At 62.7% G+C, this 24,539-nt stretch carries 26 protein-coding genes; 16 read left to right on the top strand and 10 right to left on the bottom strand.

Annotated elements, in window-relative coordinates; translation table 11 throughout:
- Positions 1-54: 54 nt before the first annotated feature.
- The 4 genes from leuS (at position 55) to R1W01_RS08320 (ending at position 4,839) form a co-directional block, all read left to right on the top strand.
- Positions 55-2,628 (top strand): leucine--tRNA ligase, encoded by a 2,574-nt coding sequence (leuS, locus tag R1W01_RS08335; RefSeq protein WP_297754340.1) that lies wholly within the window; start codon positions 55-57, stop codon positions 2,626-2,628.
- Positions 2,615-3,118 carry an LPS assembly lipoprotein LptE gene (gene lptE / locus R1W01_RS08330; protein WP_297754343.1) on the top strand — a complete coding sequence of 168 codons (504 nt, stop codon included), beginning with the start codon at positions 2,615-2,617 and terminating at the stop codon, positions 3,116-3,118. The genes leuS and lptE overlap by 14 nt, the downstream gene beginning before the upstream one ends.
- Entirely contained in the window at positions 3,115-4,140 is a 1,026-nt protein-coding gene (gene holA, locus R1W01_RS08325; protein ID WP_243611797.1) for a DNA polymerase III subunit delta, read from the top strand. Before lptE ends, holA begins: the two co-directional genes overlap by 4 nt.
- 114 nt (positions 4,141-4,254) lie before the next feature.
- A complete protein-coding gene (locus R1W01_RS08320) occupies positions 4,255-4,839 on the top strand; it encodes a glutathione S-transferase family protein (RefSeq protein WP_297754347.1) in 585 nt (194 codons plus the stop codon).
- Positions 4,840-4,851: 12 nt separating this feature from the next.
- Here the strand turns inward: R1W01_RS08320 and R1W01_RS08315 are convergent, their stop codons facing one another.
- Both R1W01_RS08315 and R1W01_RS08310 read right to left on the bottom strand, forming a co-directional pair.
- On the bottom strand, positions 4,852-6,042 hold the full coding sequence (locus tag R1W01_RS08315; protein ID WP_297754349.1) for a TIGR03862 family flavoprotein: 1,191 nt from the start codon (positions 6,040-6,042) through the stop codon (positions 4,852-4,854).
- Positions 6,039-7,367, bottom strand: coding sequence for a mechanosensitive ion channel family protein (locus R1W01_RS08310; RefSeq protein WP_297754352.1), 1,329 nt, complete (start codon positions 7,365-7,367; stop codon positions 6,039-6,041). Before R1W01_RS08310 ends, R1W01_RS08315 begins: the two co-directional genes overlap by 4 nt.
- 76 nt (positions 7,368-7,443) lie before the next feature.
- On the opposite strand from R1W01_RS08310, the gene R1W01_RS08305 reads away from it, so the two are divergent.
- A complete protein-coding gene (locus tag R1W01_RS08305; protein ID WP_297754354.1) occupies positions 7,444-7,737 on the top strand; it encodes an HNH endonuclease in 294 nt (97 codons plus the stop codon).
- A 78-nt stretch (positions 7,738-7,815) separates the two neighbouring features.
- On the opposite strand, the gene R1W01_RS08300 is transcribed toward R1W01_RS08305, so the two are convergent.
- Together R1W01_RS08300 and R1W01_RS08295 are read right to left on the bottom strand one after the other, a co-directional pair.
- On the bottom strand, positions 7,816-8,427 hold the full coding sequence (locus tag R1W01_RS08300) for an enoyl-CoA hydratase/isomerase family protein (protein ID WP_297754356.1): 612 nt from the start codon (positions 8,425-8,427) through the stop codon (positions 7,816-7,818).
- Positions 8,424-9,173: an SDR family oxidoreductase gene (locus tag R1W01_RS08295; RefSeq protein WP_243611791.1), complete on the bottom strand. Its 750-nt coding sequence runs from the start codon at positions 9,171-9,173 to the stop codon at positions 8,424-8,426. Before R1W01_RS08295 ends, R1W01_RS08300 begins: the two co-directional genes overlap by 4 nt.
- A gap of 154 nt (positions 9,174-9,327) precedes the next feature.
- On the opposite strand from R1W01_RS08295, the gene R1W01_RS08290 reads away from it, so the two are divergent.
- On the top strand, positions 9,328-10,674 hold the full coding sequence (locus R1W01_RS08290) for a TldD/PmbA family protein (RefSeq protein ID WP_297754358.1): 1,347 nt from the start codon (positions 9,328-9,330) through the stop codon (positions 10,672-10,674).
- The gene (locus tag R1W01_RS08285) at positions 10,661-11,458 is read left to right on the top strand and encodes a 3'(2'),5'-bisphosphate nucleotidase CysQ (protein WP_297754360.1); all 798 of its coding nucleotides are present in this window, start codon (positions 10,661-10,663) and stop codon (positions 11,456-11,458) included. The genes R1W01_RS08290 and R1W01_RS08285 overlap by 14 nt, the downstream gene beginning before the upstream one ends.
- 41 nt (positions 11,459-11,499) lie before the next feature.
- Here the strand turns inward: R1W01_RS08285 and R1W01_RS08280 are convergent, their stop codons facing one another.
- On the bottom strand, positions 11,500-12,240 hold the full coding sequence (locus R1W01_RS08280) for a glutamine amidotransferase (RefSeq protein WP_297754362.1): 741 nt from the start codon (positions 12,238-12,240) through the stop codon (positions 11,500-11,502).
- 227 nt (positions 12,241-12,467) lie between these two features.
- Here R1W01_RS08280 and R1W01_RS08275 point away from each other — a divergent pair, with 227 nt between their 5' ends.
- Together R1W01_RS08275 and lpxK are read left to right on the top strand one after the other, a co-directional pair.
- Positions 12,468-13,688 carry a 3-deoxy-D-manno-octulosonic acid transferase gene (locus R1W01_RS08275; protein ID WP_297754365.1) on the top strand — a complete coding sequence of 407 codons (1,221 nt, stop codon included), beginning with the start codon at positions 12,468-12,470 and terminating at the stop codon, positions 13,686-13,688.
- Positions 13,685-14,695 (top strand): tetraacyldisaccharide 4'-kinase, encoded by a 1,011-nt coding sequence (gene lpxK, locus R1W01_RS08270; protein WP_297754369.1) that lies wholly within the window; start codon positions 13,685-13,687, stop codon positions 14,693-14,695. Before R1W01_RS08275 ends, lpxK begins: the two co-directional genes overlap by 4 nt.
- Here the strand turns inward: lpxK and R1W01_RS08265 are convergent.
- Together R1W01_RS08265 and R1W01_RS08260 are read right to left on the bottom strand one after the other, a co-directional pair.
- Entirely contained in the window at positions 14,692-15,378 is a 687-nt protein-coding gene (locus R1W01_RS08265; protein WP_243611785.1) for a DsbA family protein, read from the bottom strand. The two genes, lpxK and R1W01_RS08265, sit on opposite strands and share 4 nt — an antisense overlap.
- Positions 15,379-15,391: 13 nt before the next feature.
- Entirely contained in the window at positions 15,392-15,892 is a 501-nt protein-coding gene (locus tag R1W01_RS08260; RefSeq protein ID WP_243611784.1) for a DUF721 domain-containing protein, read from the bottom strand.
- A gap of 86 nt (positions 15,893-15,978) precedes the next feature.
- On the opposite strand from R1W01_RS08260, the gene mutY reads away from it, so the two are divergent.
- Both mutY and R1W01_RS08250 read left to right on the top strand, forming a co-directional pair.
- Positions 15,979-17,031 carry an A/G-specific adenine glycosylase gene (mutY, locus tag R1W01_RS08255; protein ID WP_297754373.1) on the top strand — a complete coding sequence of 351 codons (1,053 nt, stop codon included), beginning with the start codon at positions 15,979-15,981 and terminating at the stop codon, positions 17,029-17,031.
- Positions 17,032-17,097: 66 nt separating this feature from the next.
- On the top strand, positions 17,098-18,231 hold the full coding sequence (locus R1W01_RS08250; protein WP_297754375.1) for an alkane 1-monooxygenase: 1,134 nt from the start codon (positions 17,098-17,100) through the stop codon (positions 18,229-18,231).
- A 152-nt stretch (positions 18,232-18,383) separates the two neighbouring features.
- Here the strand turns inward: R1W01_RS08250 and R1W01_RS08245 are convergent, their stop codons facing one another.
- From R1W01_RS08245 to R1W01_RS08235, 3 genes are all read right to left on the bottom strand, one after another.
- Positions 18,384-19,499 (bottom strand): site-specific DNA-methyltransferase, encoded by a 1,116-nt coding sequence (locus R1W01_RS08245; protein WP_243611780.1) that lies wholly within the window; start codon positions 19,497-19,499, stop codon positions 18,384-18,386.
- A gap of 105 nt (positions 19,500-19,604) precedes the next feature.
- On the bottom strand, positions 19,605-20,222 hold the full coding sequence (locus R1W01_RS08240; protein ID WP_297754380.1) for a ribonuclease HII: 618 nt from the start codon (positions 20,220-20,222) through the stop codon (positions 19,605-19,607).
- A 123-nt stretch (positions 20,223-20,345) separates the two neighbouring features.
- Positions 20,346-20,804: a hypothetical protein gene (locus R1W01_RS08235; protein ID WP_297754382.1), complete on the bottom strand. Its 459-nt coding sequence runs from the start codon at positions 20,802-20,804 to the stop codon at positions 20,346-20,348.
- A 175-nt stretch (positions 20,805-20,979) separates the two neighbouring features.
- On the opposite strand from R1W01_RS08235, the gene R1W01_RS08230 reads away from it, so the two are divergent.
- The 5 genes from R1W01_RS08230 (at position 20,980) to R1W01_RS08210 (ending at position 24,534) form a co-directional block, all read left to right on the top strand.
- Positions 20,980-21,219 (top strand): hypothetical protein, encoded by a 240-nt coding sequence (locus R1W01_RS08230; RefSeq protein ID WP_243611777.1) that lies wholly within the window; start codon positions 20,980-20,982, stop codon positions 21,217-21,219.
- 23 nt (positions 21,220-21,242) lie between these two features.
- Positions 21,243-21,947, top strand: a complete 705-nt coding sequence (locus R1W01_RS08225; protein WP_243611776.1) for a transcriptional regulator — start codon at positions 21,243-21,245, stop codon at positions 21,945-21,947.
- 146 nt (positions 21,948-22,093) lie between these two features.
- Positions 22,094-23,308, top strand: a complete 1,215-nt coding sequence (locus tag R1W01_RS08220; RefSeq protein ID WP_297754386.1) for a threonine ammonia-lyase — start codon at positions 22,094-22,096, stop codon at positions 23,306-23,308.
- Between the two features lie 164 nt (positions 23,309-23,472).
- A complete protein-coding gene (locus R1W01_RS08215; RefSeq protein WP_297754388.1) occupies positions 23,473-23,919 on the top strand; it encodes a c-type cytochrome in 447 nt (148 codons plus the stop codon).
- 9 nt (positions 23,920-23,928) lie between these two features.
- Positions 23,929-24,534 (top strand): cytochrome b/b6 domain-containing protein, encoded by a 606-nt coding sequence (locus R1W01_RS08210; protein ID WP_243611773.1) that lies wholly within the window; start codon positions 23,929-23,931, stop codon positions 24,532-24,534.
- Positions 24,535-24,539: the final 5 nt, after the last annotated feature.

Genomic DNA, 24,539 nt, shown 5'->3' with positions numbered 1-24,539 from the left:
GCCTATCACGCTCTGCAACGCTGAAACGCCTGATTACTGACGAAAGGTGCACCCATGTCGCGCTATATCGCCGCCGATATCGAAGCCAAGTGGCAGGATGCCTGGGCCGGGGCCGAGAGCTTCAAGGCCGTCCGGGACGAGACCAAGCCGAAATACTACGTCCTCGAGATGTTCCCCTACCCCTCGGGAAAATTGCACATGGGGCACGTGCGCAACTACACGATGGGCGACGTGATCGCGCGCTATAAGATATCGACCGGCCATAACGTGCTGCACCCGATGGGGTTTGACGCCTTCGGCATGCCCGCCGAAAACGCCGCCATGGCGTCCGGGGGCCACCCCAAGGACTGGACCTATTCCAACATCGACACGATGGTCGATCAGATGAAGCCCTTGGGCCTCTCGCTCGACTGGTCGCGCATGTTCGCCACCTGTGACCCCGAATATTACGGTCAGCAACAGGCCCTCTTCCTCGATTTCCTCGATGAAGGCCTCGTTTACCGCAAGAACGCCGTGGTGAACTGGGATCCGGTCGACATGACCGTGCTCGCCAACGAACAGGTCGAAAACGGCCGCGGCTGGCGCTCTGGTGCTCTGGTCGAACGGCGCGAGTTGACGCAATGGTTCTTCAAGATCTCCGACATGTCCGAGGAACTGCTCTCGGCGCTGGACGGGCTCGAAAACTGGCCCGCCAAGGTCCGTCTGATGCAGGAGAACTGGATCGGCAAATCCCGCGGCCTGCAATTCTCCTTTGAACGCACCGACGATGCCGACCCGATCACCGTCTATACGACCCGCCCCGACACGCTCATGGGCGCATCCTTCGTCGGCATCTCGCCCGACCACCCGATTGCCAAAGATCTCGAGGCCCAAAACCCCGAGATCGCAGCCTTTGTCGCGGAATGTCGCAAGGGCGGCACCACCGAAGAAGCCATCGAGACGGGCGAGAAGCTCGGCTACGACACGGGTATCCGCGTGCGTCACCCGCTGAACCCCGACTGGGAACTCCCGGTCTGGATCGCGAACTTCATCCTGATGGATTACGGCACCGGCGCGATCTTCGCCTGCCCCGCCCACGACCAGCGCGACCTCGATTTCTGCCGCAAGTATGACCTGCCGGTGATCGACACCTTCCTCGCGCTCGACGATCCCAAACCCGTCGAGAAAGAGGCCTTCGTGCCGCCGAAAACCGAAAAGGTGAAATGGCTCGACCATTTTGCTGGTCTCGACGAGGCCACCGGCGAAGAGGCCATCGCCGCCACCATCGACAAGGCCGAGGCCGAAGGCTGGGGCGAAGGCGTCACCAAATATCGCCTGCGCGACTGGGGCCTGTCGCGTCAGCGCTACTGGGGCTGCCCGATTCCTGTCGTGCATTGCGAGAAATGTGGCGTGGTGCCCGAGAAGAAAGAAAACCTGCCGATTGAGCTGCCCTACGACGAGGGCGGCAAACCGATCGACTTCTCTGTGCCCGGCAACCCGCTCGACCGGCACCCGACATGGCGCGACTGTGCCTGCCCGTGCTGCGGCGCCCCGGCACAGCGCGAGACCGACACCATGGATACCTTCGTCGATAGCTCGTGGTATTTCGCCCGCTTCACCGCCCCGCGCGCCACAACGCCGACGGATATGGCCGAGGCCGAGTATTGGATGAACGTCGACCAGTATATTGGCGGCATCGAACACGCGATTCTGCACCTGCTCTACTCGCGCTTCTTCGCCCGCGCCATGCATATCTGCGGCCACCTGCCGGAGAAGTCCAAAGAGCCGTTCGACGCGCTCTTTACCCAGGGCATGGTGACCCACGCGATCTATAAGAACGCCGAGCGCACCGACGAGAACGGCCGCGCGATCTATCACTACCCGGCCGAAGTCGAGGAGCGTGACGGCGGCGTGTTCGTCAAGGACACCGGCGAGGCGGTCGAGGTCATCCCCTCCGCCAAGATGTCGAAGTCCAAAAACAACGTGGTGGACCCGCTCAACATCATCTCCTCTTACGGCGCCGACACCGCGCGTTGGTTCGTGCTCTCCGATTCGCCGCCCGAGCGTGACGTGGAATGGACAGCCTCCGGCGCCGAAGCCGCGGCCAAGCATTTGGCCCGCGTCCACCGCATCGCCTCCGAGATCGCAGCCTCTGACGCTGCGGACAACGGCGCGGATGAAGACCTGCTGCGCGAAATGCACAAAGCGATCCGCGATGTGACCCTCGGCATCGAAAGCTTCGGCTTCAACGCCTCCATCGCCAAGCTCTACGCCTTCACCAACACGCTCGCCAAATCCAAGGCCGGCGCGTCCGCGAAACGCAAAGCCGCCCTCGCGCTGGCACAGCTCATGTCGCCCATGACCCCGCACCTCTCCGAGGAAATCTGGGGCATGCTCGGCGGAGACGGCATGATCGTCGACGCGGCTTGGCCCGAAGCTGACGAATCGATGCTGGTCGAGGAGAACGTCACCCTCCCGATCCAGATCAACGGCAAACGCCGCGGTGAAATCAGCGTTCCCAAGGATATGGCGAAGGAAGAGGTTGAAAAACTTGCGCTCGCACACGAAGCTGTCACTCGTGCGCTGGATGGGGCCCAGCCCAAGAAACTCATCGTCGTCCCCGGCCGGATCGTGAATGTCGTCATTTAACCGTCGCACTGTTCTTCTGTCCCTGACCGCCGCCAGCGGGCTCACGCTCGCGGGCTGCGGCTTCGAACCTGTCTATGGCAGCGGAGGAAGCGCCTCGCGGTTCCTCAACCAGATCACGGTGGATGCGCCGACCGACAACCGAAGCTACCTGCTGACACGCGAGCTTGAGGACCGCCTCGGACGGAACCTGAACGGTGGCTATGGCCTCTCGATCTCGCTCAGCACCTTCGAGGACAGCGCCGGACGCACGATCACTGGCGCCACCTCGCGCTATAACATGATCGGCGAGGCGACCTTTGCACTACGGGATCTCGCAACCGGCGAAGTGCTGACCTCCGGCAAGACGAAGAACTATGTCGGGTATTCCGCGACCGGTTCAACCGTGGCCACCGTTGCCTCCCGCGAAGACGCCACAGAACGCCTGATGGTGATCCTCACGGATCAGATCGTCGCCAACCTTCTCGCCTACGCGGCCCAAAACGCGCAATGAAACTTTCGGCGCGCGACGCAGGCCGGTATTTCTCCAAACCCGATGCCGACCGTACCGGAATCCTGATCTACGGCCCCGATACAATGCGCATCGCGCTCAAGCGGCAGGAACTTGTCGCCGCGCTGATCGGCCCCGCGGGCGAAGAGGAAATGCGCCTGTCGCGCATCCCGGCGGGTGATCTGCGCAAAGACCCGGCACGCCTTGGCGATGCAATCAAGGAAGTGAGCTTCTTCCCCGGCCCCCGTGTCGCCTTTGTCGAGGACGCCAACGACACTGCCGCGCCGTCGATCCTCGCCGCGCTCGAAGACTGGGCGCCGGGCGATGCCCAGATCATCGTGACCGCAGGCCAACTCAAGGCCACCTCGAAAATCCGCAAGGCCTTCGAGGGTCATCCAAACGCCTATGCCGTGGGCCTCTACAACGATCCCCCCACCCGCGAAGAAATCGAAGCCGACCTCGCCCGCTCTGGCCTGCGCGAGATCACCCCCGACGCGATGACAGACCTCTCCAACCTCGCGCGCGAACTCGAACCCGGCGATTTCCGCCAGACGCTCGAGAAACTCGCGCTCTACAAGCTTGGCGATACCACCCCAGTGTCGAGCGAGGATGTCGAGGCCTCGGCCCCCGTCTCAACCGAGGCGGTTCTTGATGATGTTCTCAACATCACCGCCGAAGGCCGCGCGCCCGATCTTGGCCCGGTCTTGCGCAAGCTTCAGGCGCAAGGCGTGAACCCGGTGACGCTCTGTATCGGGGCGACTCGCCATTTCCGCGCGCTCTACACCGCGGCCTCCGATCCCGGCGGCGCATCCGCAGGCATCGCCCGCATGCGTCCGCCAATCTTCGGCCCGCGCCGCGACCGCATGCTACGCCAGGCGCAGGGCTGGGGCGCGGCAAAGCTCGAACAGGCACTCACCATCCTGACGGATACCGATCTGCAACTGCGGTCTGCCGGGCAACGCGCACCCGCTATGGCGCTTGTCGAACGCACCCTTCTGCGCCTCTCGATGCTGGCGCGCCGCTAACCTGCCGACGCATCCCCCCCAAGAAGAAACGCCCCCGCGACCCTACGTCCTGACTTGTCGTCGCGCTCTTGGGGCGGCACTTTCCTTCTCGAGGATTTTCAGGGAGGACAGGACATGTATGAAATCATCGGAAGCCCCACCAGCCGCGCCTTTCGCGTTATGTGGATGCTCGAGGAATTGGGCGAGCCCTATAAGGTGCAAAAGGAGCAGCCCCGCTCCGAGGCCGTAAAGGCGCTCAACCCGTCGGGCAAAATCCCCGTCTTCAAGGATGGCAATGATGTCATCACCGACTCGACCGCGATCATGACCTATCTCGCCGACAAGCACGGCGCGCTGACCTTTCCCGCCGGAACGCTTGACCGTGCGCGTCAGGATGCGCTCACCCACTGCATCCTCGACGAGATCGACGCCGTGCTCTGGACCGCCGCGCGCCATACCTTTGTCCTGCCCGAGGAGAAACGCCTGCCTGCGATCAAGGACTCGCTCAAATGGGAATATGAGCGCACGATCAATCGCCTGATGGAAAGCCTCGAGGGGCCGTATCTCATGGGCGAGACTTTCACGATCGCCGACATCCTACTCGCCCATTGTGGGACTTGGGCGCGCTCCGCCGGCTTCCCATCGGACAACGCGCGCTTTGCCGAATATGTCAAAGCCTGCCGCGCCCGCCCGGCATTTCAAAAGCTCACCGGCAAATAGCGCACCACCGCGTTACAGACGCGATACCGACGTAATACCGACGTTGGTTTTCGCGGCAAACCGGGCGGCCTCCCGCCCGGCCCAAAGCCCCGTCGCAAGGCACGCCGTCAGGAGGTATCCACCCGTTGGCGCCTCCCAATCGAGCATCTCTCCGGCGGCAAACACCCCTGGCATGTGACGTAGCATGAGCGCGGAATCGAGCGCGTCAAACCGGATGCCGCCCGCCGTCGAAATCGCTTCGTCCATCGGGCGCGGGCCATCATGGGGAATGTGTAACTCTTTGAGAACAGGCGCCAAATCCTCCGGCAAGGGCCGCGCGAACTCCATCAGGAGCGCTTGCTTCACCGGGTCGAGCTTCAGTGTCTTGCGCAGGTGATTGCCAAGGCTCGCCTTGCCGCGTGGCCGGGCAAGACGGCTGCGGATTTCGGCCTCGCTCAGATCGGGCAAGAGATCGACCGACAAGGCTGCGCCGTCGCGCACCTCACGCGACACCGCATAGATTCCGCCGCCCTCAATCCCTTGTGAAGACACAATAAATTCTCCACGCACCGAGGTCTCCCCGGCACTGAGGCGCACCGATTTCACCGGCGCGCCAAAGTGCTTTTCCATATGCGGCGACCAATCGACGACAAAGCCCATATTGGCGGGCTGGAATGGGGCGGTGTCTACCTCGAGAAACCCGGCCCATGCCCCGTCTGACCCAAGCCGCGCCCAACTCGCCCCACCACAGGCCAAGACCGTGACCCCCGGTCGCAAGACCTGCCGCCCCTCTGGCGTATCGAACACGAAACCGTCCTCAACCCCAACCCATCGCCACCGCGTGCGAAGCGCCACGCCCCGCGCCCCAAGCCGCGCAAGCCACGCCCGCAAGAGTGGTGAGGCCTTCATGCTCTTGGGGAATACTCGCCCGCTCGACCCTGTGAACATCTCCTGCCCAAGCCCCTCGGCCCAAGCCGTCGCTTCAGCCGGCCCAAACGCCTCGAGCATCGGATGAAGCTCCGGTGCCGCCGTGCCGTAGGCCTCGATAAACTTCTGAAACGGCTCATCTTTTGTCAGGTTCAGGCCGGATTTCCCCGCCATCAATAACTTGCGCGCCACTGAGGGTTTCGCCTCGGCAACGACCACCGGAACGCCCGCCTCAGACAGCGCCTCCGCCGCCATGAGCCCCGCCGGACCACCCCCTATGACGAGCGCGAAACTCATGCCTCCGGCGCGCGCTGGTCGCGCAGCTCGACGACGCGGTGCGGATAGGGAATCTCGATGTCATGGGCCTTGAGCGCGTTCCAGATCGCGAAGAGAACCCGGGGCGTGAACTTGTTCTTGCCGTCGTCGATCCCGTTGACCCAGAACTCGACTGCAAAATCCACCCCGCTATCTCCAAAGCCGCGCAATTCGCAATCCGGGTCAAGCGCGCCGCCCTCGCCCCCCGAAAGCACGAAATCGAGCTTGCCAACCGCCTCTTCGATGATCCCCGGCACCCGGTTGATATCAGTGTCATAACTGACAGAGAACGGCGCCTCATAGCGGTTGGCAGAGCCGCTATCGGAATAGTTGACCACCCGCGTGGTGATGAAATCTTCGTTCGGTACGACGATCCATTTGCCGTCATAGGTCTCAAGAATCGCGGCCCGCGCAGTCATCTTGACGATGGTGCCCGCCTCGCCGCCATCAAGCTCGACATAATCGCCGACCGTCGCCTGCCCTTCGAGCAAGAGGATAATGCCGGAGATAAAGTTCGACGCGATCTTCTGCAGGCCAAAGCCGAGGCCAACACCGATCGCCCCCGTAAGAACCGCAAGCGAGGTGAGCGAGATCCCCATGATGTTCATCACAAGCAGGAAGGCGACACCGAAGATCGCGATCTCCGTCGCCTTTGCGGCAAGCTCGCGCATGGCCGGGCGCATCTCTTGCTGCGACTTGATGAAGGCCGAGGATTGATCATTCGACCACCGCCCAAGCCAGAAAATCGCGCCGCCCACGATGACAAAGCGGATCAGGAATAAAAGCGAGAAGGACAGGTTGCCAAGTGGCAGAACCGTCGCATCAAGCCACGCCATCACATCATCCAAAAGCCCCACCGCATACAGCGCGGCGACCGGAAGGAGGAAATACCGCCCCAGCACCCGCAGAAGCGGATCCTCGATGATCTCGCGCACGAGGATCCGCGCAGCAAGAAGCATGAAAACTCGCTTGCCAAAGGCGATGACCTCACCCGATCCAAAAAGCGACCGCGTGACGCTCTCGCCGATCCCGGTCAGCCCATAAGCCACAAGCGGTAGCAGAAGCGGCGCGAACATCAGAAGGAACCGCCGTGCCTTGGCGAAGGCGCTCTCCTGCCCCTCGGGTGGGGACAGGTATTTCTCGATCAGGGGCCGGAACCGCTTGGTCAGGTAGAGCGCCGCCACATAGGCCACGAGGAGGAGCGCGAACTGCGTCCATGCGGCGGGGCTCAGGAGCCACCCCTTGGCAAGATCCACCCCCTGAAGCGCATAGCTACGGATGGTTTCCAAAAGTTGTGATTGATCCACTCTGCGAACCCCTTGAGACTACTGATACGCGCGCCATCCTCTTGCACGACGCCTCAATCGACTCAAGGAAAACCCTGTGTCAGACCCTGTTTGCCCGCTCTGCGACCGCCCGATCCCGCCGGACGCCCGCCAGAGCCACCATCATCTGATCCCCCGCCTCAAGGGCGGCAAACATGGGCCAACCGTGCTCTTGCACCAGATTTGCCACAACGAGATCCACGCGACGCTAAGCGAGGCCGAGCTCGCCCGCGACTATGCCACGGTTGAGGCCCTGCGCGCCCATCCGCGCCTTGCGAAATTCATCCGCTGGATCGCCAAACGCCCGCCGGGGTTTCATTCGGAAACCCCCGGTCCCCGCCGCAAGCGCTAAGCCTGCGCTTCCTCTTGCCGGAAATATCCCGGGGTGAATTGGCCGCTTGCGGCCAAGAGGGGCTGGCCCCTCCCCACGTTAGGCACACATCCCCTTGATTCCACGCGCGATCTCCGGATTCGCGGCGAGCGTATCCGTCGCGATCTCGCGGGCCGCGTCGAGGAGGGCATCCGGCGCGACAATCCGGTCCACGAGACCGAAGGAAAGCGCCTCATCCACCATGATCTTCTGCCCGCCCATGAGGATGAGCTTGGCACGGCTCGGCCCGACGAGCGCGGCCATGCGCGCCGGATCCGAGGGTTGCGGCAAGTACCCGAGCTTCATCACCGGGTAAAAGAACTTGGCCCCTGGCACCGCAAGCCGCAGGTCACAGGCAAGCGCCATGCCCATCGCGCCACCCGCCAGCGTCCCGTTCAGCGCTGCGATGGTGAGGCCGGGAAGCTTCGCGATATTGCCAGAAAGCCGCTCCCAGACAGGCGAGGTCGCAAGCCCCGCACGCGCCTCATCAAGATCCGCCCCGGCTGAGAACACCTTGCCCTTGCCGGTCAGGATCAACACCTTCGCCTCAACCGCAGCCTCGGCGATATCGGCCAGCTCCTCGAGCATCGCACTGGTGAGCGAATTGGCCTTATCCGGGCGATTGATCGTCGCGATCCAAAGCCCGTTTTCTTCTTTCTGAAGCTCGATCATATCAGCCCCACCGCCTTTCTGATGCTTTCATCGCGTAGCGAAATCTCGTCCCCGAGCCAGTCATCACCGCCCGGTCCGCACATCCACAGGAGGCATTTCGCGGGCCAATCCGGCGGGATATGGTCGGACCAGTCAAGCTGGCTCACCGGGTTGATACCGCTTGCCTTGATCTCGCGCTGCATCTCTGTCGCCACGGTGCCCGGCGAAAGGCCGATGGCGCGGATGCCCTTGTCGCGCGCTTCCTTGTCGATACAGCGCGTGAGCATGTTCACCGCCGCCTTGGAGGCGCAGTAATGGCTCCACGCTTCGACCGGGCCATGCGCCGCGCCCGAGGAAATCGTCAGGATCGACCCGCCGCCATTGGCCTCCATGACCGGCATCGCCGCGCGCATCCCGTGATAAACGCCCTTGAGGTTGATATCGATCACCTGCCCCCAACCGTCCGGGTCCGAGGCGTCTAGATGCGAAATCGGCTCGATCACGCCTGCGTTGTTGATGAGAACGTCGAGCCCGCCAAACGTCTCGACGGCTTTATCGACCGCGGCCTGCACCGAGGCATAGTCGGCCACGTCGCAGGACACGGCGATGGCCTTCTCGCCGATCTCTGCCGCGATGCGTTCGATTTCTTTCGCGCCGCGCGCCACGAGCACGACATTCGCGCCGGCCTCGGCAAAAATATGCGCCGCCGACTCGCCGATACCCCGACTTGCACCCGTGATGAGCACTGTTTTTCCCTGCATCGTCATCTTGGTCTTTCCCCTCTCGCGCTGGTTCTCCTTTTGGTAGACCGCCCCGCCCCGCAGGTCCAGTCACCGCGCTCTTGTTCCCTGCGATCCGCCCACGCACTTGCGCCTTGACCTATCCCGGTCTACCTCAAGAGAAACGCTTTCCGGGGGGCCCATGAGCAAAGACCTACAATCGCTGACCGAAGCGCTGCTCTCTGCGGCCCGCGCCGCCGGGGCCGAAAACGCCGATGCCATCGCATCGCGCGGCACCTCCGTCTCTATCGACGTGCGCAACGGCACCCTGGAACAGGCCGAACGTTCCGAAGGGGTCGATATCGGATTGCGCGTGTTGATCGGCCAGCGGCAGGCAAATGTGTCGGCCTCTGACACCTCCCCCGCAACGCTCACCATGCTCGCCGAACGTGCTGTCGCGATGGCGAAGGAAGCACCGGAAGATCCCTATATCGGCCTCGCCGACCCGTCCGAGATCACCCACGAGACCGACGCCACGGCGCTCGAGCTTGCCGATCCGACACCCGAGCCCGATCCCGCCACCCTTCAAGCCGATGCCGAAGCCGCCGAGGCCGCAGCCTTCGCCATCTCCGGCGTGACACAGGTCCAATCCGCGAGCGCCGGCTATAGCGCGAGCGAGGTCTTCCTCGCCGCGACCAACGGCTTTTCCGGTGGCTACGGCCGCACAAGCCGCAACCTCTCCTGCCTCGCCATCGCCGGAACCGGCGACGGGATGGAGCGGGACTATGACGGCGAGGGCCGCATCTTTCAGGCCGACCTGCGTAGCCCCGAGGACATTGGCCGCGTGGCCGGAGAACGCACCGTGGCCCGCCTTGGTGCGGTGCAGCCCCCCACAGGCGCCTACCCGGTCCTCTTCGATGAGCGCATCTCCTCGACGCTGATCGGCCATCTTCTTGGCGCCGCCAACGGCGCCTCCGTAGCACGCGGCCAGTCCTTCCTGCGCGACCGACTTGGCGAACAGGTTCTGCCTGCCGGGATCGACCTCTTTGAGGATCCGCACCGTCCGCGCGTCCCCGGCTCGCGGCTGTTCGACGCCGAGGGCCTCGCGACCCGCACGCGCAAGATCGTGGACAATGGTGTTCTGACGGGGTGGACCCTAGATCTCGCCACCGCGCGCAAACTCGGCCTCGAGACGACAGCCAACGCCGCGCGGGGGATTTCCTCGCCCCCCTCGCCCTCGACATGGAACGTCGCGATGACGCAGTCGGACCGAACCCGCGACGACCTGATGCGCGACATGGGAACAGGCCTCCTCGTGACCTCGCTGATTGGCTCAACGATCAACCCCAACACGGGCGACTATTCGCGTGGGGCGTCGGGCTTCTGGGTCGAAAATGGCGAGATCGCCTACCCGGTCAACGAATGCACCATCGCGGGCAATCTGCATGACATGCTGCGCGCCCTCGTGCCCGCCAATGACGCCCGGACCTACCTGTCGCGCGTCGTGCCCTCGCTGCTTGTCGAAGGGATGACCCTTGCCGGCAAGTGATGATCTCACCCTCCTGACCGAAGCCGCGCGAGAGGCCGGCAAGATCGCCCTGCGCTACACCGGCCCCGAGGCGCGTGTCTGGGACAAGCCGGGCGGCGCTGGCCCGGTGACTGAGGCCGACCTCGCCGTCAACGCCATGCTCGAACGCGAGCTGCAGGCGGCGCGGCCCTCCTATGGCTGGCTGAGCGAAGAAACCGAAGACAACGCCGACCGTCTCGGGCGCGAGCAGGTCTTCATCGTTGATCCACTCGACGGCACCCGAAGCTTCATGGAAGGCGCGCGCACTTGGGCGCATGCCCTTGCCACCGTTGCACATGGCGAGGTGCAGGCCGCCGTGATCTACCTTCCGATGATGGACAAGCTCTATAGCGCGGCCAAGGGCACAGGTGCGTTCCTCAATGGCGAACCGATCGCACCATCCTCCCGTGATAGCCTTCTCGGCGCGTCGATCCTCGCCGCACGTCCCGCCCTTGCGCCAGAACACTGGCGCCGCGTGCCGGACATCAAGCGCAGCCATCGCCCCTCTCTCGCCTACCGCACCGCGCTCGTTGCCGAAGGGCGCTACGATGCGATGCTGACACTACGGCCAACGTGGGAATGGGATATCGCCGCTGGTGACCTCATCCTGCGCGAGGCAGGTGCGGCCACCTCCGATCGCTACGGCGCGCGACTGCGCTTCAACAACGCCGATCCGCGCCAGATGGGTATGGTTGCCGCGCCGCGCGCCCTGCACGAGAACCTGACCGGCGCGCTCGCCCCCAAAGGCGCTGTGCCGCGCTTCTGATACAGGGGATCAAGGCCTTTCGGAAGGCCTTGGTCACGCGCCTAGCCCCGGCGATACCGCTCGACGAACTTGCGCAGGATACGCTCCGGCGCATGCACATCCGCCGCTCGGCACATGGCGACAAGGCGCTCTGCATCCTCTGGCGGGAAATAGCCCCGGTGCTTGTAAATCCCGATACGCACCTCAAACCCGTCGCTATCAGCCTCTGGGTGGAACTGTGTCGCATAAACGTTCTCACCATAGCGGATCATCTGATAGGGGCAGGTCGGCGACTCCACGAGATGCACACACCCCTCGGGCAGCCTCTGCATGGCCTCCTTGTGACCGACGAACGCCTCGAACCGCTCGGGCATCCCCTGAAGAAGCGGATCGCTCCGCCCGGTCTCCGTCAGTCGGCAATCCGACGTGCCGACCGCCTCGGAGAAGTTCTCCTTCGACACAGCCTTAGCGAGGTGATGGCCAAGGATGCCGATTCCGTAGCAACAGCCCATAAAGGGAAAATCCCGCGCCGTGATCTCGGGCATGAGGCTCATCACCGCGTCCTCGATCTGTTTCTCGACCGGAGATTTCTTTTCCACCGGATCGCTGACACATCCCGGACCGCCCCCGACGATGACCGCGCTATAGTCTTCAAGGTCGAGCCCATCCGGCAACGGAGCCTGATCAAGGCGGATACGCACAACCTCCCCGGCCTCGAGCCCCCCCTTGCGCAGGATGGCGGCGAACTCGTCGTCCGAGGCTTCGGTCTCGGGGCGCAATTGCAGAATGAGAAAGGGCTTCATGGCAAATCCGGCAAAAGAAGGTCCGCTTGGCACCTGCCGCATCCCTGCCAGCAGGTCAAGCGCGCCACCCTGTCGAAAATTGACGCAAGCGCTGATCTTGCAGCCCATTCGGCAAAGGCCTAGGGTCGCGTCGCATGACACCGAGGACCACGAATGCGCCTGCCTTCTTCGCCTTTATCGCCTTGCCAACGGCCGCCGCGCCGCTGGTCCTGAAGGGCTGATATCACATGGCGCGCTCCCTTGGCCTCTCCGCATACCTGACCTTTGCCCGCCGCCTTCCGGCGACGTCCGCCCCGCCATCTTCGGCGCGTCCCGAAGGTGAACTGCTCTGGCTTCATTGCCCAAGCGCCGAGAACGCCCGCACGGTCGCACGCCTTGGCCAGCGCCTCGCGGCACAACGCCCCGGCCTTTCGCTCCTGCTTACGACATCGCCCGGCACACGCCGCCCAAACGGCCTCCCCGAAAGCGTGATCTGGCAGGCCTGCCCCTCCGAAAATCCCGACGACGTGCGCCGTTTTCTTGACCATTGGCACCCGGATGCCGGTCTTTGGCTCGGCCCATACCTGCGGCCCGCCCTGATCGACGCCGCCGTGCGCCGCAGCCTGCCCCTCTACTTTGTCGATACCGGCGAGTTGCTGCTCGAAAACCGCCTCTGGCGCCTCGGCCCTGACCCGATCCGCCCGACATTGGCGCTGTTCAAGGCCATTCTCGTGCCTGACGGAGAGGCGATGCAGCGTCTGCGCAAGCTGGCCCCGGACACAGATCGCCTCCTCGAAAGTGGGCCACTGCTTGAGGAATGCCCGGCGTTGCCGTGCAATGAGACGGATCTCGAGGATATCTCGCAGGCACTTGGGGGGCGTCCGACATGGCTCGCGGCGCGGCTTCATCTGTCCGAACTGTCTCCTGTGCTTGCCGCACATCGCGCTATGCTACGCCTGTCGCATCGCTTGCTTCTGATCGTCGTGCCCGCCAACCCGGCCGAAGCCGATCAGTTCTACACGGCATGTCGCGAAAGCGGTTGGCGCGTGGCGCATTGGGACGACGGCGACGTTCCCGAGGACAAGACCCGCGTGATCCTGTCCGGCGACCCGCGAGAGCTTGGCCTCTGGTATCGCGTCGCCCCGGTCACTTTTCTCGGCTCGTCCCTCGTTCCGAAACAGGGCGGCCAAAACCCGCTTGAACCTGCGGCGCTTGGCTCGGCTGTTCTTTATGGCCCCAGCATCCGCAATCATCTCGAGGCCTATTCGCGCTTGGCCGATGCCGGGGCGGCCCGTATCGTGCGCGATGTCGACAGCCTCGTGAGCGCGCTCGGCCAAGTCCTCGCTCCGGACATCACCGCGCGCATGGCCCATGCAGGTTGGGAAATCGTATCGGAGGGCGCGGAAGTGTCGGATCAGATCATCACGCTCTTGCAAGAGGCGCTTGATCTTTCAGAGGTCAACGCATGAGGGCGCCCGCGTTCTGGCATACCGATCCCGAAGCGCTCGACTGGCGCGCCCGCTGTCTCGCGCCGCTTGGGCGCCTCTACGCGCATCAAACCGCCAAACGCCTCGCCGCCGGGGAGGACACCGCCCATCGCACAGGTGTTCCGGTGATCTGTGTCGGCAACCTAAACGCAGGCGGCACGGGCAAGACACCGACAACCATCGCTCTCCTGCAAAGGCTTCAGGCGCGCGGCCTGACCCCGCATGTCGTCTCGCGCGGCTATGGCGGTACGTTCGAAGGCCCGGTGCAGGTCGACGAGCGCAACCACCGCGCCGACGAGACAGGTGACGAACCGCTCCTCCTGGCCGCCTTTGCGCCCACGTGGGTCGCCAAGGACCGCGCCGCGGGCGCACGCGCGGCCGAAACGGCCGGGGCAGATGTGATCCTGATGGATGACGGGTTTCAGAACCCGAGTCTGGCCAAGGACGCCTCCGTGATCGTGGTCGACGCACAAAAGGGCTTTGGCAACGGCCTCTGTATCCCCGCCGGCCCCCTGCGCGAACCGGTCGCCACAGGTCTTTCACGCGCCGATCTCGTCCTTTCTATCGGCCCCTCCGAGGCGCAATCCCGTTTCGCCGACGTCTGGGGCGCCTCTCTCTCCAGCCTGCCGCATGTCACCGGCGCGCTGGCACCGCTGCAAATGGGCATGGACTGGAGCGAAACGCCCTATCTCGCCTTCGCGGGCATCGGCCACCCGGAGAAGTTCTTTGCCACACTTCGTAGCCTCGGCGCGCATCTCGTGCATGGTGAAGCGCTCGAGGATCACCAACCCCTGACCGCCGCCCTGATGGCGCGGCTCGAACGCGACGCGCTTCTCCACGGTGCCCAGCTTGTCACAACGGAAAAGGACGCCGTGCGACTGCCGGCGTCCTTCCGTTCCAAGGTTCTGACCTTGCCCGTCCGGCTTGAGATTGCCGACTGGACCGCCGTAGACACGCTCTTGGATCGCGTCCTGGCGAAAGGCTCTTAACCCTCGAGCTTCGCGTCGAGGATTTTCTTCAGATCGGCATAGCTCATGTTCGAGTGCTTCTCGCCGTTGATGATCATCGTCGGGGTGCCTTCGATATCATGACCCGACACATTGGCCTCGGACCATTCCACAAGCGCGCGCGCCTTGTCTTCGTCACGCATACAGGCATCAAGCTTCTCTTGATCGACCCCGGCAATGCGGCCGATCTTCTTGAGCTCGTCCACAATCGCGACAGGATCACCAGACCGCGCCCAATCCCGCTGCCCTTTCATGAGAAGCTCAGTGATGCCAAAGAATTTTTCTTCCCCGCCGCAGCGCGCGATCATCGACGCCCAAAGGCCAAGCTGATCAAAATACACATCGCGGAAGACAACCTTGACCTTGCCGGTATCGACATAGTCGGCCTTGAGAGGCTTCAGGATTTGTTCATGGAACGTCGCGCAATGCGGACAGGTGAACGAGGCGTATTCTATCAACTCGATGGGTGCATCCGCCTGACCAAGAACCATCTCGACAATCCCGCGGTCCTCTGCCGGGGCGGCATCAGTGCTGGTCTCGTTCGACGCGATCAACGTTGTGGAGTTGGTGGTGGCGACGTCTTCTGTGTTGCCTTGGGTGACCCAATAGGCCGCCCCGGCCACAACGGCGAGCGCAACAAGGAGAATGGGGACGATACGGTTCATCAGGAAACCTTTCCTAGCGTTTTGTCTTGTTCAATACGTTTCCGGCCAGACGTTCAAGCGCCTCCCGGAGGCCGTCATCCGAAACCGGCGCAGCGACATCATGCGCTGCGGCACGGATATCATCGGGCAATGCGGTCTCGGTCTGTTTCGGTTTGGGCGTGAAGGTGGCCTGCCCCTCGGCAAAGCCCGTCGCCGCGGTCTGCGTGATCCGAAGGCGTTCGATCGCGTTATAGCCGTAGATCCCATTGACCTTGGCCCGAATGCGATCCTTCTGCATCTCAAGCATTGGGGCCTGCGCACCCGTTGTCAGAACGGTAAGCGTCGCGCCAAGGCCCTGCCGGCCATACTTGACATCCACCGGCCTGCAGATCGCCGCGATGTCTTCGCCCACGATCTCTTGCCAATGCGTCAAGACCCGCGTCACGGCGAATCCCCGGCTCTCGCCCGCCTTGCGGATACGTTCCCGCAATAGCGTCGATGTGCGGGCAAAGCCTTTGGTGGTCGCGCGGCGCATGAGATCCCTTGCATGTTCTTCGTGCGCGCTATTTTAGTGTCCACACCGCGCGGCACCAGCGAAACCAACCGTCAGGAGAATAAATCTTGCGTGAAGAGCCACGATCCGAGGCCCTGCTCGAATGGTATGACCGCCATGCTCGCGTGCTGCCATGGCGCATCACCCCGGCGGATCACTGTGCAGGCATGCGCCCCGATCCCTATCGTATCTGGCTCTCCGAGATCATGCTGCAACAGACCACCGTGGCCGCCGTAAAGGACTATTTTGCCCGCTTTACAACGCTTTGGCCCACAGTTGAGGCGCTTGCCGGGGCCGAGGACGGGACAGTGATGGGCGAATGGGCGGGGCTTGGCTATTACGCGCGCGCCCGCAATCTGCTCAAATGCGCCCGTGTGATCGCGCAAGAGCACGACGGCGTGTTTCCCGATACCGTCGAAGCCCTGCAACAACTCCCCGGAATCGGCCCCTATACCGCCGGAGCCATTGCCGCCATCGCCTTTGACCGCCCCGCCGTGGTGGTGGATGGCAATGTCGAGCGCGTGATGGCCCGCCTCTTCGATATCCACACGCCACTTCCCACTGCCAAGGCCGAACTGACCGAACGCGCCGCCGCCCTGACCCCCGAAACCCGGCCCGGCGATCACGCACAGGCTGTGATGGACCTTGGTGCCACGATCTGCACCCCGCGCAACCCTGCCTGTGGCCTCTGCCCGTGGCGCGATGGCTGTCGTGGACGGCTCAATGGCACGGCGGCGGACCTGCCGAAAAAGACCCCGCGCAAGCCCAAGCCGATCCGCCACGGCACAGTCTACATCGCGCGGCGCATCGACGGTGCGTTCCTTCTCGAACGCCGCCCAGACAAGGGGCTTCTCGGTGGCATGCTCGGTTGGCCCGGTTCTGACTGGATCGAGGGCGACACACCCGCCCATACCGCCCCGATCCGCGCCGAGTGGAAGACCCTGCCCGCCGAAGCACGCCATACGTTCACACATTTCCATCTACGCCTGACGGTGAAGACGGCCCTCGTGCCCCTCGACCGCACCCCGCGCACAGGCGAGTTCATCGAGAAAGAGGCCTTCCGCCCCTCCGACCTGCCGACCGTGATGCGCAAGGCCTTCGACCTTCTCCAACGCGCATAATATCGCATTGCACCGCGCCGCTCGGAGGCTCAGAATACAGGCGCGCGCAAGACACCGGAGAAGACCATGATCCCGTCCGCCCAAGTCGCCAAATTCCAAAGCGCCCTGCCGTTCTGGCTCTCGCTGCTGCTGATCCCTTTGATCTGGATCGTCGCGGGCCTTGGCTCGTGGTGGGTCCTGCTGATCCCTCTCACGACATGGTATCTCTTTGCGCTGCTCGATGCGGTCACCGGCCTCAATCTCGACAATGCTGACCTCGACACGACCGAGGACGATCTCCTTTGGTATCGCGCCATCACGATGATCTGGCCCGCGCTGCAATTCCTGACGCTCTACGGGCTGATCTACTACGTGACACATACCGATCACCTCTCCACCGGGGCGACCATCGGCCTGTTCTTCGGCGTCGGCATCGTCACCGGCACGATCGGCATCAACTACTCGCACGAGTTGATGCACCAAAAGAACAATCGCGAGCGTTGGCTTGGCGATATCCTCCTCTCCATGGTGCTCTACTCGCATTTCCGGACCGAGCACCTACACGGTCACCATGTCTATGTCGGCACCCCGCGCGACCCCGTCACCGCGCGCTATAATGAGGGGTTTCACCGCTACTTCCCCCGCGTCCTCTGGCAGGTGCCGCTCTCGGCTTTTCGGCTCGAAAAAGCCCGCCTCGCCCGCAAGGATCTGCCTTGGACCGACCTCTCCAACCCCTTCTTCCGCTACTGGGCGCTTCAGGCCGCGATGCTCCTCCTCGCGCTGATCATCGGCGGCTGGACCGGGCTCTTTCTCTTCCTCTGGCAGGCCTACATCGCCATCTGGCAGCTCGAGCTGGTAAACTACGTCGAACATTACGGCCTGACCCGCAAACACCTTGGCGAGGGCAAATACGAACACGTCAAACCGCACCATAGCTGGAACGCGGCGCACCGGGCGACGAACTGGCTCCTCATCAACCTCCAGCGCCACTCGGACCACCATTACAAACCCGACCGCCGCTTTCCACTGCTTCAGAACTATACCGAGGAAGACGCCCCGCAACTGCCCTACGGCTACCCGCTCATGGGCGTCGCCGCGATGATCCCGCCGCTCTGGAAAAAAGTGATGAACCCCCGCGTCCGCAAATGGCGCGCGATGTATTATCCCGAGATCACCGACTGGCACCCCTACAACAAAGCCAAGACCCCGATGCCGCGGTGAGGTGTGGCACGGAATCAAGCCGTAGGCGCCGTGCCAGCGCCAGCCCCCCAATACAACCAAAACAAAAAGACCCCGCCACAAGGGCGGGGCATAGGTATGCGTGCCATGTGAAAGTCAGACCACATGGCACTGGCGGTATTCTTCTGAAAGGATCAGTTCGGGCGCTCGGCCATCTCGGCGCGGATCTGTTGGCGGAAGATGTCGATCGGGACTTGTTTGCCGTCCTTCTTGATCCCCCAATAGGTCCAGCCGTTGCAGCTCGGCGCGCCTTCGAGATGGGCACCGACCTGATGGATCGACCCCTTCACATCATCGCCGATAAGCGTGCCATCGGCGCGCACCTTGGCCTTGTGGCGGCCATTCATCGAGTAAAGCTGTTCACCGGGGCGCAGCATGCCGCGCTCCACGAGCTGTCCGAACGGGACGCGCGGTTCGGCGCGTTTGCTCGCCGACACCTGAAGCGCCTCGCGGTCGAACTTGCGCACCTTCTTGAGGCGTTTCTCGGCGACCTTGCGATAGGCTTCCTCGCGCTCGATCCCGATAAATTCGCGGCCAAGCATCTTCGCCACCGCGCCGGTCGTGCCGGTGCCAAAGAACGGGTCAAGCACCACATCGCCGGGATTGGTCGACCCGACCAGCACGCGATGCAGCAGGCTCTCGGGTTTTTGCGTCGGATGCGCCTTGTCGCCGTTCTCGTCCTTCAGGCGTTCATGCCCGTTGCAGATCGGCAGAACCCAGTCCGAGCGCATCTGAATACCCTCGTTGAGCGACTTCAGCGCCTCATAGTTGAACGTATATTTCGCGCCTTCCTCTTTCGAGGCCCAGATCATCGTCTCATGCGCGTTGGTGAACCGCTTGCCGCGGAAGTTCGGCATCGGGTTCGCCTTGCGCCACACCACGTCGTTGAGGATCCAGAAACCCTGGTTCTGCAACTCTGCGCCGAGACGGAAGATGTTGTGATAGGAGCCAATGACCCAGATCGCCCCGTTCGGCTTCAAAAGGCGGCGTGCCGCCGCGAGCCATTCGCGGGTGAACTTGTCATAGGCGGCAAAGCTCGCGAACTGGTCCCATTCGTCATCGACCGCGTCCACCTTCGAGTTGTCCGGGCGATGCAGATCGCCGCGAAGCTGAAGGTTGTAGGGCGGATCGGCAAAGATCAGGTCGATCGAATTTGCCGGCAGACTGTTCATCATTTCGATGCAGTCGCCGTCCAGAATCGTGTTTAGAGGGAGCGCTTGCGCGCCCTTTGCTTTGGTCTTCGTCATCATGTCTGCCTCATTACCCGGCACGATTTTTCGCGCTCTTTGGTTAAGACAAAGATGATTCAAACCCGATTCGCCGTCAATTTCTTTTTTGAATCAAGGGGTTACATTTTACCCTTGATACAAGATATTGTGCACCGGCTTGAAGGAACGTCTATGGTGTGGGGTCACACCAAGATTTTGCAGCGCCGCTTTGTGGCTTTTTGATGGATATCCGGCATTGGTCTCCCACCCGTAGCCGGGAAACTGTTGCGCCAAATCCCACATGATCCTGTCGCGTTCGATTTTCGCCACGATGGAGGCCGCCGAAATCGACAGGGATCGGGCGTCCCCTTTGACCACCGCTTCGCTTGATCCGGTCAAACCGCGCGGGATCATATTGCCGTCGATCAAAAGGTGATCGACAGGCGCACGCAATCCCGCAACCGCCCGCTCCATCGCAAGATGGCTCGCGCGCAGGATGTTCAATTCGTCGATCTCTTCGACGCTGGCATGGGCGATAGAGACCTCGGCCATCTCGTGGATCACATCATAGAGCGCCTCGCGCCGTTTCGCCGTAAGCGCCTTGGAATCATTGAGCCCCTCCGGAATGCGCCCCGGATCAAGCACCACCGCCGCCGCCGTCACAGGCCCGGCCAATGGCCCCCGGCCGACTTCATCCACACCCGCCACGCGCGCCAGTCCACGCGCAAAGGCGGCTTCTTCAAAACTAAGATCAGGTGTCATCATACCGCCAGAAACCCGATCCACCCCGAAGGCGCAACATGAAAAAGGCCCGGAGAACTGGGGATCCTCCGGGCCTCATGGGGGCAGCGTGTTCTAGGGACAGGGACAGCCGCCCTCCTGCTCGACTTAGTAGTTCACAAGGCGGTAGCCGTTGTTACGCAGGCAGTGCGGCTTGTAACCATAGCGCATCAGACCCTTCTTGGTTTTCACGTTGATCCGGCAATGGTTCGGCAGGTGGTTGATCTTGCCGTAGTTCTTCACGAGACAATTCTGCCCCATCATCGGCACGCGACCGTGGCGCGTGTTGAACACAAAGCGGCATTTCGCCGGGAGGTTCTTGCGCGCGTGATGCGGGTTGCGATAGCGGTTGTGGTTCGGATTGTAGCCGCCGTGACGACGGTGCACATAATCCCTGTCATTGTCTTCAAGCGCTTTGCCAATGATGAACAGCGCCGCGAGGCCTGCCGCGATCTTCGCCGCGTCGCCGCTATCTGCGGCCCGCGCCGGGGCAGCAGCAAAGCCGGTCATGGCAATCGTTGCCGCAAGAACGGCAGCAAGGGTTCGGTTGGTCAGGTTGCGGAACATGGGGTCTTCCTTTCGTTGCGATATGCATGTCTCCGACACGTCGCGCCGGAAGTTGATGATCCACCCTCCCCCAGACCCCGAAAGACAGGCAATATCACCCCCCTGTTATCCGATAACAGCCGCACAAAACCCTGTTGTTATTGAAAAACATGCGCCCCTCGGTCAGATTGCCTGCATGACACAGAAACTTGCCATACTCTCCCTTATCGCCGCTTTGGGCCTCGCACCTGCCGCCGCATCGGCGGCCTGTTACGTGGAGTACAAAGCCAAGCGCGACACGCCCTATGCCTTGATCTATGATGTGGCGACAGTGGGCGGTCCCTGCACCCGCCAGGACGCCAAGGCCAGGCTGGCCCGGCAGCTCAAATCGCAGGGGCTGGTCCTTCTCAAGGTGATTTCCGTCACCAAACGCTGATACCTGGAACAGGGAGAGGGGCCTTGCCCGAAGACACCATTCTCGCTTCCGAGTCCCGCCGCTCTGGCAACCGCATCGTGATCGGCGGGCTGATTGCCATTGTCGGTATCTTGCTCGTCGCGGCTATCCTGTTGTTCTCGAACTTGCCTGATGCCAACGCCTTTAATGCGCGCGTCGAACGGATATTCATCGAGAACGACACCCTGACCTCTGAGGCTGAGATCAAACTTCTTGAGATCCTCGCCCGCTCGGGCACCGCCTTCTCCGAAGTGCTCTCCTCTTACCGGATGGTGATCTTCGTGCTCCTGACCTTTGCCACGGCGATGCTCATCGCGGCACTGGTGTTCCTTGTCATGCTCGTGGTGATGAACCGCCGCCTTGCCGCCATCGAACGCTCGGGCATTCAGGTCAATTCCCTCCTCATCAGCCGCGAAGAGAAGGCCGTCTATCTCAACAACATGGATTTCAAACTCACCGACGCCGCGATGGAAACCCTCTCGGTGCTGGCCGAAGCGCGGCTTGATGACGATGTGCTGACCGGGGCAGAGATCGAAGCGATGATCTCCGGCAAACCCGCCGCAGATTGCGAAGAGGCTGCAGGCGCGACCCGTATCAAACGCCTGCGCGACAGTCTCGGCAACCAGTTGGTGAGCGAACTTCTGGTCAAGAACATCGCCCGCAAGGGTTATATGCTCTCGATCGACAAGGACGTGATCCGCATGCTCTAGGCGCGGCGCAAGCAAGGCTTTCCCAAAGCCTTGCCCAAGCAATTCCCAGATCGCTTTCTTCCCGAACATTTGACAATCCCGGCGGTTCCGGCAAAGCCTTGCACCTCGTGCATCTTGCACGTCCCAGACCATCCAAAGGTGCTCCCGTGGAATTGACCCCCGACCTGATCCGCTCGACCTATGACGCCATCAAACCCGCGACAACGCGGACGCCCGTTGTCAAAGCGGCGCGGCTTTCGCTGCATCTCGGGATCGACCTTTACCTCAAGCTCGAGAACCTCCAGCACACCAACGCCTTCAAGGCCCGCGGTGCGTTGGCCAAACTCCTGACGCTCTCCGAGGCCGAACGCGCCGCCGGCGTGATCGCCTGTTCCGCCGGGAACCACGCGCAGGGCGTCGCCTATCATGCGACGCGGCTCGGCATCCCCTCGACCATCGTCATGCCCGAGGGCACCCCCTTCAACAAGGTCAAGCGCACCGAGGAATTCGGCGCCGAGGTCGTCCTCCATGGGCGCGGCTTCGACGAAAGCGTGCAGTTCACCCTCGACATGGCCCGCGACAAGGGCATGACCTTCATTCACCCCTTCGACGATCCCGTGGTCGCTGCCGGTCAAGGCTCCGTCGCCCTCGAGATGCTCGAACAGGAACCCGACCTCGATACCATCGTCGTGCCCATTGGTGGCGGTGGCCTCATCGCGGGCATGGCCATGGCGGCCAAATCCGTCAAACCCGAGATCGAGATCGTCGGCGCCCAAGCCGAGAATTTCGACGCCGTGCGCGCGCGCTTCTACCAAGTCCCGACCGAGTTTGGCGCCATGACCCTTGCCGAGGGCATCGCCGTCAAGGAACCCGCCGAGGCCAACCTCGCGATCATCTCGCGCTATGTGGATCGCGTGGACAGTGCGTCCGAGGCCGAGATCGAGGACGCCATCTTTGACATCCTCTCGGATGAGAAACTCGTCTGCGAAGGCGCGGCCGGGGCGGGCCTTGCCGTCATCAAGAAGCACCGCGACCGCTTCAAGGGCAAGAAGGTCGGCCTCGTGATCTGCGGTGGCAATATCGACTCGCGCCTTCTTTCGACGCTGATCTTGCGCGGTCTCATGCGCGACGGGCGCATCGCGCGCCTCACCTTCGAGATCGACGACACGCCGGGCCAGCTCTCCAATATCTCGCGCATTATCGGCGATGCTGGCGCCAACGTCATTGAGGTCATTCACCAACGCATGATGCAGAGCGTCTCTCTCAAACGCGCCGAGCTCGACGTGGTGATCGAGGCCCGTGACAAGGAACATGTGCAGGCGATCCTCGCAAAACTGTCCGACGCAGGCTTTGCCGTGCGCCTCGACGCGGACCCGGTTTAGACCGGGTCAGGAGCGCTCATTTGCCGGGCAATCCGCCGCGCGCCCATGGCGCGGGACAATCACATTCAGGTGATTACCCGCAGGCACGAGGCTGCTGACGCTATCCAGTTACAATTTCCTTGATAGACTTCCCTGCGTTGTAATCATCATCAAGGACACGACCTATGCGCCACGTATTAATCGCAGCTCTCCTCGTCGCCCCGACTCTTACCATTGCCGAAACACCCGAAGAAAAAGCCGTCGAAACCCGGCAGGGCTACTTCTCTCTTCTCGGTGCCAACATGGGCGTCTTTGCGGGCATGGCAAAAGGCCAGATCGACTATGACGCCGAGGCCGCACAAAACGCCGCGGATAACGTCGTGCTTCTTTCGAGCTACAATACCGGTCACCTCTTCATGGAAGGCACGTCGTCGCTCGACCTCGACAATACCCGCGCCCTGCCCGACATCTGGGACGACATGGCCGGGGTAGAGGCCAAGTTCGACAACCTCAACAAAGCCGCGCTCGCCATGCAAGCGGTTGCTGGCAACGGCAAGGCCGAGATGGCCGGCGCGCTCGGGACGCTCGGCGGTGCCTGCAAATCCTGCCACGACGACTACCGCGCAGACTAAGGCCGCCCCATGAACAAGCAGATCACCGAAGACGTCTCCCAAGAGAAAATCTGGGACATTGGCACACGCCTGTTCCATTGGGCCTTGGTGATCTGCGTCGCCGCGGCATGGGGGCTCGGCAAGTTCGGCCCCAACATCATGACGCTCCATTTCTATTTCGGCTACGCGGTGATCGCGCTTCTGGTGTTCCGCGTGATTTGGGGGCTGGTGGGCCCAGCCCCAGTGCGCTTTGCCTCTTTTCTTTACGGCCCGCGCACCACGCTGCGCTATTTGCGGACCCTTGGCACGCCGAAGCCCTCCTATTGGCCCGGTCATAACCCGATGGGCGCGCTTTCCGTATTCGCCATCCTCGCGGCGTTGATCGCGCAGGTCGGGACCGGTCTCTTTTCCGATCCCGACGACTTCATCAATGTCGGCCCGCTCGCAGGGTATGTCAGCTCCGAAGCCAACCGCACCGCAACCTTTATCCACAACCGGATGCTCTGGGTGATCCTCGCCCTTGTCGTGCTGCACATCGCGGCCATCGCCTATTACAAGCGGTTCAAGGGCGAGAACCTCGTGACTCCGATGATCACAGGCTGGAAACCCGTGCGCCGCGACGAAAGCCGCGACTGACGCGA

Origin of the sequence: Shimia sp. FJ5, from assembly GCF_032918335.1 — a bacterium.
In the GTDB taxonomy this organism is placed as follows: domain Bacteria; phylum Pseudomonadota; class Alphaproteobacteria; order Rhodobacterales; family Rhodobacteraceae; genus Shimia; species Shimia aestuarii_A.
The sequence above is the reverse complement of the archived record's forward strand: the minus strand, read 5'-3'. Positions and strand labels throughout refer to the sequence as shown.